The organism is Kluyvera fluvialis (assembly GCF_059725275.1).
The window spans coordinates 3,564,092-3,575,883 of the sequence record NZ_AP046142.1 but is presented as its reverse complement, the minus strand read 5'-3'; the positions used below and the strand labels follow the sequence as shown (position 1 = coordinate 3,575,883).

16 protein-coding genes are annotated in these 11,792 nt (G+C 52.7%); all 16 read left to right on the top strand.

Annotated elements, in window-relative coordinates:
- Nucleotides 1-31 precede the first annotated feature (31 nt).
- Nucleotides 32-547, top strand: a complete 516-nt coding sequence (locus AC6I4B_RS16915; RefSeq protein ID WP_497766834.1) for a KilA-N domain-containing protein — start codon at nt 32-34, stop codon at nt 545-547.
- Nucleotides 547-951, top strand: a complete 405-nt coding sequence (locus AC6I4B_RS16910) for a hypothetical protein (RefSeq protein WP_497766833.1) — start codon at nt 547-549, stop codon at nt 949-951. The genes AC6I4B_RS16915 and AC6I4B_RS16910 overlap by 1 nt, the downstream gene beginning before the upstream one ends.
- A gap of 94 nt (nt 952-1,045) precedes the next feature.
- Nucleotides 1,046-1,648 (top strand): hypothetical protein, encoded by a 603-nt coding sequence (locus AC6I4B_RS16905; RefSeq protein ID WP_497766831.1) that lies wholly within the window; start codon nt 1,046-1,048, stop codon nt 1,646-1,648.
- Nucleotides 1,648-3,120 carry a terminase gene (locus AC6I4B_RS16900; RefSeq protein ID WP_497766830.1) on the top strand — a complete coding sequence of 491 codons (1,473 nt, stop codon included), beginning with the start codon at nt 1,648-1,650 and terminating at the stop codon, nt 3,118-3,120. Before AC6I4B_RS16905 ends, AC6I4B_RS16900 begins: the two co-directional genes overlap by 1 nt.
- Nucleotides 3,121-3,131: 11 nt before the next feature.
- Complete coding sequence (locus AC6I4B_RS16895) at nt 3,132-4,580, top strand: DUF1073 domain-containing protein (RefSeq protein ID WP_497766828.1); 1,449 nt, start codon at nt 3,132-3,134, stop codon at nt 4,578-4,580.
- On the top strand, nt 4,534-5,520 hold the full coding sequence (locus AC6I4B_RS16890; protein WP_497772211.1) for a phage minor head protein: 987 nt from the start codon (nt 4,534-4,536) through the stop codon (nt 5,518-5,520). Before AC6I4B_RS16895 ends, AC6I4B_RS16890 begins: the two co-directional genes overlap by 47 nt.
- A 122-nt stretch (nt 5,521-5,642) precedes the next feature.
- Nucleotides 5,643-6,830 (top strand): DUF2213 domain-containing protein, encoded by a 1,188-nt coding sequence (locus AC6I4B_RS16885; RefSeq protein ID WP_497766827.1) that lies wholly within the window; start codon nt 5,643-5,645, stop codon nt 6,828-6,830.
- A 4-nt stretch (nt 6,831-6,834) separates the two neighbouring features.
- Nucleotides 6,835-7,266, top strand: a complete 432-nt coding sequence (locus AC6I4B_RS16880) for a hypothetical protein (RefSeq protein ID WP_497766825.1) — start codon at nt 6,835-6,837, stop codon at nt 7,264-7,266.
- An 11-nt stretch (nt 7,267-7,277) separates the two neighbouring features.
- Nucleotides 7,278-8,360 carry a major capsid protein gene (locus tag AC6I4B_RS16875; RefSeq protein WP_497766824.1) on the top strand — a complete coding sequence of 361 codons (1,083 nt, stop codon included), beginning with the start codon at nt 7,278-7,280 and terminating at the stop codon, nt 8,358-8,360.
- 10 nt (nt 8,361-8,370) lie between these two features.
- Complete coding sequence (locus AC6I4B_RS16870) at nt 8,371-8,598, top strand: hypothetical protein (protein WP_497766822.1); 228 nt, start codon at nt 8,371-8,373, stop codon at nt 8,596-8,598.
- A 2-nt stretch (nt 8,599-8,600) separates the two neighbouring features.
- On the top strand, nt 8,601-8,981 hold the full coding sequence (locus AC6I4B_RS16865; RefSeq protein WP_497766821.1) for a DUF7370 family protein: 381 nt from the start codon (nt 8,601-8,603) through the stop codon (nt 8,979-8,981).
- A gap of 101 nt (nt 8,982-9,082) precedes the next feature.
- A complete protein-coding gene (locus AC6I4B_RS16860) occupies nt 9,083-9,622 on the top strand; it encodes an HNH endonuclease (protein WP_497766819.1) in 540 nt (179 codons plus the stop codon).
- A 226-nt stretch (nt 9,623-9,848) separates the two neighbouring features.
- Nucleotides 9,849-10,199 carry a hypothetical protein gene (locus AC6I4B_RS16855; protein WP_497766818.1) on the top strand — a complete coding sequence of 117 codons (351 nt, stop codon included), beginning with the start codon at nt 9,849-9,851 and terminating at the stop codon, nt 10,197-10,199.
- A gap of 2 nt (nt 10,200-10,201) precedes the next feature.
- A complete protein-coding gene (locus AC6I4B_RS16850) occupies nt 10,202-10,570 on the top strand; it encodes an HK97 gp10 family phage protein (RefSeq protein ID WP_497766816.1) in 369 nt (122 codons plus the stop codon).
- Entirely contained in the window at nt 10,567-10,956 is a 390-nt protein-coding gene (locus tag AC6I4B_RS16845; protein WP_497766814.1) for a phage tail termination protein, read from the top strand. Before AC6I4B_RS16850 ends, AC6I4B_RS16845 begins: the two co-directional genes overlap by 4 nt.
- Before the next feature lie 66 nt (nt 10,957-11,022).
- Complete coding sequence (locus AC6I4B_RS16840; protein ID WP_497766813.1) at nt 11,023-11,760, top strand: Ig-like domain-containing protein; 738 nt, start codon at nt 11,023-11,025, stop codon at nt 11,758-11,760.
- Nucleotides 11,761-11,792 lie beyond the last annotated feature (32 nt).

The window sequence follows — 11,792 nt, the reverse complement described above, 5'->3', positions numbered from 1 at the left end:
AACGAGGCTCGTTTCTATAGGAAATCACCAAATGAAAGAACTGGCATTGTTCGATACGCCCGTGCGAATTGATGATGAAAAACTCATTTCTATTACCGACATCTGGAAGGCGGCAAAAGCCGCTGGTAAAAATGTCGACAACCTTCGACCAACAGACTTCTTAAGAAGCCCAGTTACTCGCTCATTTATCAATGAGTTAGTTAAAGGTGGAGAATCTACACCATTTAGAATCATCAAAGGTCGTAGCGGTGGAACTTATGTCACCCGTTTTCTCGCCTATGAGTATGCCGGATACATCGATCCTGCATTCAAGGTTGGAGTCTACACGGTATTGGACAAATTCTTCTCTGGTGAGATGGTCACGATAGCCAGCTATATGGCCGAGGCAAATATGGCCGATCATATCTTCAAAGAGGAATCAGCGGTTGTGAGTGACTGCGCCCGCACTATGAACTTTTGGGGTGTTGGCGGCAGAAAGCGTCAGTTGGTCAACAATCGACATGAAGCATACGCCAGACTTCAGATAAACATGCCGGGGATTGAATAATGGAAGCCATAAAGCCTCACGAATTCTTTGCCTGGCGAGTTGCTGAGGCATATGTATTGCATTTAATGGCTACCAACCGCCGGCCCGTTTATCGCTATTCATCCGGTGACATAGAAGTGGATCGCCACTTTCTCATGCCGCTACTTGATGGTTACCTTGCTGAAAGGCGACATGAATCGTGGCGTGCTCGCTTTTACATTCGACTGTTGAGTGTTGATAGCCAGCCAGACCCTCGGGCAGTGTTTTGTGGTGGAAAGCCCCCAAGATTAAATCGACTTGGAGTTCGTTATATGAATGCACTAATTCATGAGTTTGGCGACATGCTTGAGGACATTGGCGGTCGCGATGAAAAAGGGCGATTGACGATGCCAATAGACGAAAGCTATCTGGGCATGACCCATTAGCATCAAGGATTCAGAGAGCCACTTTCACAACGGCTCTTCATTACAGAAGCTCTTCGCTGAGGGGCTTCGATAATGACAACCTGAGGAAACAGTAATGGCAAAACCGGATTGGGAGGCTATCGAGACGGCTTACCGGGCCGGGGTGATGTCTCTACGTGAAATAGCATCGCAACATGGCATAAGCGAAGGGGCTATCCGTAAGCGTGCCAAGCGCGATGATTGGTCGCGTGACCTCAATGCAAAGGTGAAAGAACGCGCTGACGATTTGGTACGCAAAGCGGAGGTACGCAAACAGGTACGCAGTGAAGTCACTTTTAACGAACGCGTACTCATCGAGGCGACGGCCGAGGTAATAGCCAACGTCCGCATGGAGCATCGCGGGGACATTAAGCGCGCCCGGCAGATAACCAACGCCCTGTTTGATGAACTTGGCGCAGAGTGCGCAGACGTGGCCGCACTGGAGAAGCTCGGAGAGTTGATGCTTGACCCCAACGACAAAGGCCTGGATAAGCTCAATGAGATTTACCACAAGGTCATCAGCATGCCGGAGCGCGTTAAGTCGGCTAAGGCACTGAGCGACGCGCTGAAGAACCTGATAGGACTTGAGCGACAAGCCTACGATATCGACGGGCCGGAAGGCGACAACTCTGTTAAGCAACTTTCTGACCTTATGGATTCACTGTCTCAGGGGGCGTAATGAAACCTGAGCACATCAAGCTGCTGTCCGATAAAGACTGGCGGCTGAATAATCTCTACTGGATCACCGACAAAGAGGGAAAGCCAACGCGTTTCAGGATGACACCTGAACAGCGGGAATACTTCGAGGGGATCCACACCCGTAACATCATCCTGAAAGCTCGGCAGCTCGGATTCACCACTGAGGTGTGCATTATCCAGCTCGATGCGGCACTGTTCGAGTCGGCGAAGTGCGCGCTAATAGCCCACACGCTGAATGACGCAAAGCGCCTGTTCCGCGAGAAGGTCAAATACGCATACGACAAGCTGCCAAAAGAAATAAAAGCTGCGAACCCGGCGAGCAATGACTCTTCAGGGGAGCTGGTATTTCAGAAGGGTGGGTCGTTATATGTCAGCACTTCATTCCGTGGCGGTACGCTGCGTTACCTGCACGTTTCCGAGTTCGGGAAGATATGCGCCAAGTATCCAGACAAAGCCCGTGAGATCGTCACTGGTGCGTTTGAAGCTGTATCGACGGGATGCTTCGCTACAATCGAGAGTACGGCAGAGGGTCGGGCGGGTTACTTTTTCGATTACTGCCAGACGGCAGAGAAAGCGTTGCTCCAGGGTAAGCCACTTTCAGCACTGGACTGGAAATTTTTCTTCTTCTCCTGGTGGAAGAACCCACAGTACGCAATCGACCCTGTTGAACCTCTGCCGGCGCGCCTGCTTGAGTATTTCTCCGAGATGGAGGCGAAGCACGGCGTAGTCGTCAACGAACGCCAGAAAGCATGGTACTACGCCAAAGAGAAAACGCTCGGCGACGACATGAAGCGCGAATACCCGACCATTCCGGCCGAGGCATTCCAGCAGTCAGTTGAGGGCGCGTACTACGCCAAACAGTTCCGCTGGCTCTACACCAATAAGCGAATCGGCAAAATCCCGGATAACTCACACCTGCCAGTCCACACGTTTTGGGATATCGGCGTGGGCGATTCCACGGCGATCTGGTTCGTTCGTGAGGTTGGCGAAGAGTTCCACATCATCGATTACTACGAAAACTCTGGCGAGGGACTTAGGCACTATATGAAGGTGCTGAAGGACAGGGGCTATGAGTACGGCGAACACTGGGGGCCGCATGACATCGAGAACCGAGAGTTCGGAGCTGACGCAAAATCCCGTAAAGAGCTTGCTCAGGAAGGATATGAAATCGATGGTCAGGTGTACTCGATGACGTTCAATGTTGTTCCGAAAACGGGGGTCGATACTGGCATTGAGTCGGTGCGTGAAATTCTCCCGTCCTGCGTCTTCGATGAGGATAAATGTGCAGAGGGAATATCTCACCTCGAAGGTTACCGCAAGGAGTGGGACGACAAGCGCGGTTGCTGGAAAGACAAGCCGCTTCATGACTTTACATCACACGGTGCTGACGGCTTCCGTTACTTTGCAGTAGCGAAGAACAACCACAAGCAGGTCGGCGCAGTATTCTTCTAAGGAGCTCATCAGTGAGTGAACAACAAAGCGAGGTTTCATTCCTCGTTAATGCCCTTGCTGATGCTATCGGGCGGCAGCGCATGCTGTACGCAGGTCAGCCGGGAAACACCAAACGCACGAAGTTGTGGGATGAGTTCGGTTATCCAAACAGCCTCGAGTTCGACCGCTACTACCGGGCCTATGAGCGGAACGCGGTGGCGTTTGCTGCCGTACATAAGCTTCTTGATTCGTGCTGGGTTGATAACCCGACTATCATCGACGGTGACGACGGCAAGGAGTCAACCGAGACAACGGACTGGGAAAAGTCAGCCACTAAGCTGCTGAAGAAGCACTGGCCGAAAATTAAGGATGCGGATCGCCGCAATCTTGTTGGCCGGTACTCGGCATTGCTCATTCAGTTCCGCGACGGCAGGGAGTGGCATGAGCCGGTAGACAGGTCGGTGGTGGCGCTGCTGAAAGACAAGGCCATTGTTAAGCTGCTCCCCGCGTGGGAGTCGCAGATAAAGCCGGGCAACTTCGACACCGACACGCTTTCAGAAACGTACGGCCAGCCAGTTTCGTACAACTTTAACGAGCAGCCAATAGGGGATGATGGTACGTATGGACCGGCGCGCAGCGTTACTGTACACCCTGAGCGAATCATCATTCTTTGCGAAGGCTCAGAAGACGAGAACATGCTCTCTGGTGTGCCTTTCCTGCGCGCGGGATATAACAAACTGCTTGACCTTGAAAAAGTATCGGGCGGCAGTGCAGAAGGGTTCCTGAAGAATGCCAGCCGCCAGCTCGGTATTGCGTTCGACAAAGAAACCAACATTTCGAACCTGACGAAGGCAGCCACAGACGCTGGCTACAAAGACCTTGGCGAAGCTCTCAACGACAAAGTCTCCAAGATGAACCGAGGCACTGATGCCGCCCTGGTAATGCAGGCCGGCACGCCGTCGGTGCTCTCCGTTGCAGCTGCTGATCCATCTCCTACATGGACGGTGGCCGCCAACGAGTTTTCATCTTCGATTCAGTGCCCGTTCACCATTCTGTTCGGTCAGCAGACAGGGCGCCTTGCCTCCGATGAGGACAAAACGGACTGGGCAAAGCGCTGCAACGGTCGCCGCTGGGGATTTCAGTCGATGGTGGTTGAGAGCGTGCTTCAACGCTTCTGGACGGTTGGAGTCATTGACCCGCCATCATCCGGAGAGATCACGCTGGCATGGTCTGATCTTCTCGCACCGAGCGAAAAAGAGAAGATTGCCAACATGCAGGCAATGGCTGTAGTGGCGAAAGATACTCAGCAGGCATACGGCACTCCGGCAGTGGATGAAAACGAAATCCGCGCAGTCGGCGAACTGGAGCCTCGCAAGGTAGCGCAACCACCTAACCCTGATGTAAAGCAAACCGATAAGGATCCGCTGACAGATGATGACAGCACAAACCAGAATCGGGACGCCAATCGTACCGCGCAATAAAGTTGACCCTACGCAGTCATCGCGGCAGGTCAGCAAGATGTTCAATGATATCGAAGACCGGTATCTGAACATTAAGCGCAGGCTAAAGGAACTATTTGATATAAGGCTGACAGGGCAGCATCGAGAAACGAACTCACAGCAGTCCTGGATGATGTGCAACAACCAAGGTGCAGAACCTTCTCTGTACCAGGTCAATGCCGGTAAGTTCATCTATGACATGACCGCCGCTGAGCTGGCCGACCTGATGCAGGTTGTGCAGTCGATTCTGGATGATGAACTTCTTTATGGCGGCAGCCAGAACCTATGGGTGATGGATTACGTCATTGCGGGATATGAACGAGGCACACTAAACGCCTACACCAACCTGTCGGTGCAGTCTCAGGTATACGCCAGTCAGACGACGATGCAGCAGCTTTTAAGCAGCCCCGGTTATCTGAACCAGATAGCAGCGGCACGGCTGACAACTTTCAGTGACTGGAAGGTTATCAGCGATACAGCTCGCGGCGACCTGACCAGCATCATCACCGATGCGGTAGCGCGAGGGGTAAATCCTCGCGAGACGGCCAGCGTTATCAGCAAACGCCTCGATGTCAGCATGTCGAAGGCGAAGAACATCGCTCAGACTGAGCAGGTCGGCGCGCTGCGACAAGCACAATGGAATGAAGCCGACTGGGCATCTGACAGGCTGGGTCTGAATACCGGCCTTCTATGGCTGTCAGCGCTCAAGCCAACGACTCGATGGTGGCATGGAGGCCGTCACGGCAAGGTCTACACCACCGAAGAAGTTCGGGACTTCTACGCCGAGAATGGCAACCGATACAACTGCTATTGCAGTCAGATACCGGTCTTACTCAACGATGACGGCAGCATCTTCAACGAAGGTCTGGAAGATAAGCTGAAGAAAGAGCGTCAGCAGTGGACCACCAAGGAGGCTGCGTGACTGTTTATTGGTGCTGTGGTTGCGGTCGAACCGTGAGCTACCAGTGCGTCACTGCGCTGGACTATTTCCCCTGGTGCTGTAGAGCGCCGATGCTACGAAAAATCCAATAACGAGGACCAAGCATGAAACGCAACCGCGTTAACGTGCTGACCGTCGTCAACTCCGCTTCAAATATCACAACTGAAACCATCGACGGCAAGCCACATATCGTGGTTCGCGGCATCACGCCTGTCGTGGACGATATCGTGATGAACCGGAAGTTGTACCCGGCAGCAGAAATCGAAAAGGCCTACAACACGCTCGAGCGTAATCCGATGCCGCTGGGCCACCCGAAAGTGGACGGCAAGCATGTGTCGGCTCGAGATGTTCGGGCGGTGAACGAGTACCACGTCGGGGCGTGGCTTCAGAACGTCAGTCACAACGACGGAAAAGTGACGGGAGACATGTACGTCAACCGCCAGTACGCCGAATCCAGCGACAAGGGCAAGCGCCTCATTAACCGTCTGGATGAGATGCTGGCGGGTACCAACTCCGACCCAATCCACATCTCCACCGGCCTGCTTTATTCCGGCATTGCCGCCAACGGCGAATCGAAGGGTAAGAAGTACAACGAGATCGCCACCAACATGATGTTTGACCATGTGGCGGTGCTGCTTGATGAGCCGGGCGCCGGAACGCCGGATGAGGGCGTTGGAATTTTCGTTAACTCCGAGGGTGATGAGGTCGAAATCGAGGTCGTCAATCTCGAAGAGTCCACCACCCCGGACCAGCAAGACCCAGCATTCAAAACATTTTTCAACCAGCTAAAGGCGTTTTTCGGCGCCAACAGCGATTCAACCCAGAAGGAAACAGACCCGATGAAAGAGCTCATCGTTAATGCGCTGAACGCCAAAGGTAAATCGGTTGAGGGTAAAACCGATGCCGAACTGATGGACGCATATAACCAGATGCTGGCAGAAAACGCTGACAGCAAAAAAGAAGAAACGCCTGAAGAGAAGGCCGCCCGCGAAAAAGCTGAAAAAGAGGAGCGTGATCGCGCCAACAACCAGGCAGAAGCCCCGGCATGGTTTAAGCCGTTTGCTGACGATCTCGCCGCGGTTAAATCTGGTATGACCGTTAATGCCGATAAAGAGAAGTCAGAGCAGCGCGCTGCGGTGAAAGCCAAGTTCGGCATGACCGATGTCGCCGTGAACGCACTGGACGGAGAGCCGCTGAAAGAGCTGTTTGCTCAGTGCCAGACATCCACCGGCCTGAATGGTGCATTCCGCCAGGCCAATAACACCCAATCAGTCAGCGAAATGCCGGAGTAAAAAAATGGCTAAAGATGGAAAACACGTAATTCACGCCGGCGGCGTATTCCCCAACCCACTATTAAACCGCGAAGGTGCTGCTGCGGCGGCTACTAAGCCCGGCACCATCGGTACTTTCGTCGAGGGCAAGTTTACTGCGTCAGTTGATGGTAACGAAAAGGCGATGCTCTATGTCGCCGACTTCGATTATCTGCGCTGTCAGACGGTTGATGATGCAATCCCGGCTAATGAACTGGTGGTGGGAATTCATCCGATGCAGGGAATGTTCCTGAACGTACGCGCCGCTGCCGGTACGTACAAAAAAGACCAGCCGCTATCCATCGCTGATGGGCAAGTGAAAGCTGTCGGGGCCGATGAATCCATTCGCGCATTTGTCGAAGAAGACACGGCGTACACCGTTGCCGCAGGGGATCTTCTGCGCGTCGTTATCAAGTAAGGAGCAACTGAATGCTTGTATTTTCCCGTTCTATCGGTGAACGAACCGGTAACCTCGAAGTAAACCAGGCGCAGTTCCGCGAACTGGAGATGGCGCGCAATATGAGCGCCCAGGCCGTGGCCGATTTCATCGCTCGGGCTCGCTTTGGTGAGCAAGGCCAGTTGGATGCTGTGAACGCAGTAGATGATATTCGTCGCATGTATCGTGCGTACGATCAGACCGTTCTGGCCCAGTTCGAGCCGAACACTGAGTTCACACTGTTCAACGACCTGATGCCACTGTCTCGCTCCGTACGACTGGAAGAGTCGGTGTACGAATACGCACGTACCGGCGGTCGTGGCTGGGCTCACACCTCGATGTCTGGACAAATTGGTGCGGCGCTGGATGCTCGCGCGTACAGCTTCGACGGCACAATGGTGCCGGTGCATGACTCCGGCTTTAAATTCCACTGGCGTGATCCAATCTTCAATAAAGGTTCAGCCCTGGCATCGCTGGCTGATGCCCAACGCGGTTCGGTTGACGACGTTCGTCGCAAAATTGTGGACTACATGTTCAACGGCTTCCGTGACTCTGAAGGGAACTTCGTTACCTTCGACGGTAAGACGTGGAAAGGTTTGAAGAACGATGACCGCGTCGGCCTGGTTGATCTCGGTGCATCTGGTTTGAACATCAACTTTTCAACCAGCACCGACCCTGATGCTATCCGCAAAGGTGCCATTGCACTGCGTGATGTCCTGAAACTTCAGAACCATCAATATGGCCAGCAGACCTGGTATGTATCCAGTGAAATTATGTCTAACTGGGAGCAGTACTTCGATACCCAGAACAAGACACGGACCGTACTGGATGAAATCCTGAAGCTGTCCGGTATCGCTGCCGTGAAAGAAGATGCTGAGCTAAAAGGTAACCAGATTCTGGTAGTGCCTCTGGCTGCTGGTGTCATTGCTCCTGTTGTTGGTCAGGCCGTTGGCACCGTTGCAGACCCTCGCCAGTTCTACAACAGCGATTATATCTGGCGCACCTGGGGAGCTGCTGGCCTGATGGTTAAGCAGGATATCAACCTGAAACACGGCGTGCTCTTCGCGAGCAGCTAAGGATGTTCGAATGGTACTGGTAAAGGTAATTGGCAATAACCTGTTCACTGGTGCCAACCTCCGAAAGTTGGAGGTTGGTTCAAAGGTGGAAGTTGATCGTGGTACTGCGCACCGTTGGGAGAATGCCGGGTTGGTGGAAATCCTCACTGATGACGATCAGATGTTTGAGGTGGCCTCGCCGGGCGTTGATGCTGCGGAGCCGCCGGAGGACAACTCCAGCAAGAAAAAAGGTAAATAACCATGGCTGACCCAATCACGGCGGCAGACGTGCAGGCGTTCCTCGGTGAATTGGGTTACTCCATTCCGACGGCGCTGCTCGATCCGATTCTCTGCGTGGTGAACAAGATTATCCCGTGCCTCGATGGTGCGGGGCATGACGAGTGCACAGCGAAGCTGATCCTGATGTATGCCGCTGCGCTGATGGCTACGTCGTCCGGCGCGCGTCGCATCAAATCGCAGGGCGCGCCGTCTGGTGCGTCCCGTTCGTTTGAATATGGCGATGACAGCATCACCTGGTTGCGCGACTCACTGGCGAAACTCGATACCAGCGGCTGCGCAGGAGAGTTACCCATCAGCGCCGGTAGCAGCGTTGGGCTCTTTCTCGTTGTTGGTGGGTGCTGAAAGCGGTAAAATAAGCACGCGGCTAGACCGGCCAGTCGAAAAGGAGGAACACAGACCTCCCTGCCGCACCACATCATCTGTGAAACCTACTGTGAGGTTACATGAACAATTCTGAATGCCCCAGCATTGAGTATTTGCATGAGTGTTTTTCTTATGACCACTTATCAGGCCTGATGGTCTGGAAAGTTCGGCCTATCACACACTTCGGCAGAGAACGGGACCATGCTGCATGGAATGCACGGTTTGCTGGTAAAAATGCCGGTTCGATGAATAAAGGTTACTGGCGCGTTGAAGTCTCCAAAAAACCGATGGGTGTTCATCGCATTGCATGGGCAATGCATTATGGTGAATACCCGGAAGGATGGATTGATCACATCAATGGAGACCGGTCAGACAACAGGATAATCAATCTGCGAGTGACCGATCCTGTCGGTAACGCCACAAACCAGAAAATGCCAGCTAATAATTCAAGCGGAGTTGCAGGGGTTAGCTATGTGCCACGCGATAATAAGTGGAAGGCCTATATCTATCACGGCAACAAATTCGTATATCTCGGCTATTTCGTAGATAAAAACGATGCGATAGCTGCAAGGAAGATGGCTGAAGTTAAGTATGGATTCCACGAAAATCACGGGCGATAGTTCGTAACGCAATCAGGCCACCTCAGGGTGGCTTTTTTATTGGGCGCAATTCATGAACTGGAAATCGGTTAAGCATGGCATGCCACGATCATTCGCCCGTGTTTGGGTGTTAACGGACACCGGGCGGGAGACGACCGGCTATGTTAAATCGGACGGCGAGTGGTTCATCAACTGCCCGCGAATCCGGGAGACAGGCGCAATTGTACTGCGATGGAGGGAATAGGGCATGTCTTCGGTTGCTAACTGGTCTTATACCGCCACTGCGACCATCTGGCGAAAGCTGGCAGGTAATGATGAATATGGCGACCCGCGAGGCTACGAACCGCCTGAGCAGATTCTCTGTGATTACGAGGGCGGCCTGTCAAAGCGCATCGGCAGCCTGGGCGCTGAAATCGTCGTGAAGAACACTATCTGGACTGAGTATGCGCTGGCAGCGGCAGGTGATTACCTGCTGATTGGCGAGTCAACCGAGTCTGATCCGATTGTGGCCGGCGCTGATGAGGTTAGGCAGGTTATACAGTATGCCGATACGTTCGAGCGCTTGGCTGATGATTTCGCAATTTTGACGGGAGTCTAGCCATGGGCGCTAAAGTTCACGGTATTCGCGAGGCAAAGGCTAATCTGAACCGAATTATTCATGATGTTCAGGGCCGTAAGGTAGTCCGAGCCATTCAATCAGCATTGATTATCGGCAGCTCTCAGGCGGCGCTATACACCCCCATAGATACGTCTACGCTGCTCAATAGTCAGTTCCGTGAGCTTTACGTCAACGGGGCTAAAGTAACTGGCAGGGTGGGATACTCGGCTAATTACGCGATTTATGTGCATGATCCGAATGTTCCGCAAACCTTCCGCCGGGCAACAGCTCAGAAAGAGTTCCTTACCAAAGGATTCGAAGATATGAAGGATGCCATAGATAGGGCCATTAAGAGGGAGATGAGCTTGTGACTCCTCCTATGCATCAACGCGTAAAAAATATGATTACAAGGGCCAACCTAACTACTGACTACACCGTTCAGTCACTGTTATGGACGGATAGCGGAAATTTAGCCGAAAGATTCATCGTATTCAGGCCAAATGGCGGCACGGCAGTAGACCGGGATATCGGATCAGACCATTACGTGTTGGTCGACCTGATTTCAGGAAAGGCGAAAGGCGAATACGCCAAATCAGAGGCTGATGCTCAGGCTATCATCGACTACGTTCAACAAAATCCCCTCACCGACACTTGCGTCGGGCAAATCACCAACATGGGCGGTATGCCATCACCAGTTTTAACTACTGATGGGCGCATGGTCTGGCGTTTGCAATTTGCCTGCCTGTACGGTGAGTAACCAAATACATACCAATCAAGCCGCCTACGGGCGGTTTTTTCATATCTAAACGAGAGGAATTTATCTATGGCAGTCTGCCAGAACGATAATACCAAGCTATTTGGTCGCGCCGTCATTGTCGAAGTGGCAGATGGTTGCGCTGATGCCGTGCCGGATGAGGCGGATTTTAAACTCCTGGCCGCTGGTACGTCGAAAACATTCGACATGAGTCCCAACACGACTACTTCATCCGCTGATGATACTAAAGGTTGGGTGGAGAATATCGTCACCTCCAACGACCTGACCCTGTCATTTGAGGGTGAGGTGCGGGTTAACGATAAGGCTGACCAGTATGGTGTGTATAAATTCATCAAATATTACGTTGGTGAAGTTAATGCCAGCCGTCAGCCGACAATGTGGGTGCGTATGTTCTTTGGGCAGTTGATGATTCAGGGTTACATGGTCATCACAGCTCTGAGCAACGATGGTGGCACTGACGATATCGTGACATTTACCACTGAGTTTAAAGTGGCCGATGGCTCAACTGTCAGTGTTGAGGATATCAATAACACCACCGTTACTGGAGTAACTGTTAGCCCGACTACGGCGAGTATTCCCGTTGATGACACACGTCAACTTACAGCGACAGTATCTCCATCTGATGCGGCGAATAAAACGGTAACCTGGTCAACCTCTGACGCAGGCAAGGCCACGGTTAATTCCAGCGGTCTGGTAACCGGTGTAGCGGCAGGCTCAGCAACCATCACAGCAACTACTGTTGATGGCGGCAAGACCGCCACCTGTGCAGTTACAGTTACAGCATAACCATTACAAAGGGTGGCTACGGTTGCCCTTGA

Coding starts and splice junctions, on each gene's coding strand:
- AC6I4B_RS16915 (WP_497766834.1), top strand. CDS start 32: ATGAAAGAACTGGCATTGTTCGATACGCCCGTGCGAATTGATGATGAA.
- AC6I4B_RS16910 (WP_497766833.1), top strand. CDS start 547: ATGGAAGCCATAAAGCCTCACGAATTCTTTGCCTGGCGAGTTGCTGAG.
- AC6I4B_RS16905 (WP_497766831.1), top strand. CDS start 1,046: ATGGCAAAACCGGATTGGGAGGCTATCGAGACGGCTTACCGGGCCGGG.
- AC6I4B_RS16900 (WP_497766830.1), top strand. CDS start 1,648: ATGAAACCTGAGCACATCAAGCTGCTGTCCGATAAAGACTGGCGGCTG.
- AC6I4B_RS16890 (WP_497772211.1), top strand. CDS start 4,534: ATGACAGCACAAACCAGAATCGGGACGCCAATCGTACCGCGCAATAAA.
- AC6I4B_RS16885 (WP_497766827.1), top strand. CDS start 5,643: ATGAAACGCAACCGCGTTAACGTGCTGACCGTCGTCAACTCCGCTTCA.
- AC6I4B_RS16880 (WP_497766825.1), top strand. CDS start 6,835: ATGGCTAAAGATGGAAAACACGTAATTCACGCCGGCGGCGTATTCCCC.
- AC6I4B_RS16875 (WP_497766824.1), top strand. CDS start 7,278: ATGCTTGTATTTTCCCGTTCTATCGGTGAACGAACCGGTAACCTCGAA.
- AC6I4B_RS16870 (WP_497766822.1), top strand. CDS start 8,371: ATGGTACTGGTAAAGGTAATTGGCAATAACCTGTTCACTGGTGCCAAC.
- AC6I4B_RS16865 (WP_497766821.1), top strand. CDS start 8,601: ATGGCTGACCCAATCACGGCGGCAGACGTGCAGGCGTTCCTCGGTGAA.
- AC6I4B_RS16860 (WP_497766819.1), top strand. CDS start 9,083: ATGAACAATTCTGAATGCCCCAGCATTGAGTATTTGCATGAGTGTTTT.
- AC6I4B_RS16855 (WP_497766818.1), top strand. CDS start 9,849: ATGTCTTCGGTTGCTAACTGGTCTTATACCGCCACTGCGACCATCTGG.
- AC6I4B_RS16850 (WP_497766816.1), top strand. CDS start 10,202: ATGGGCGCTAAAGTTCACGGTATTCGCGAGGCAAAGGCTAATCTGAAC.
- AC6I4B_RS16840 (WP_497766813.1), top strand. CDS start 11,023: ATGGCAGTCTGCCAGAACGATAATACCAAGCTATTTGGTCGCGCCGTC.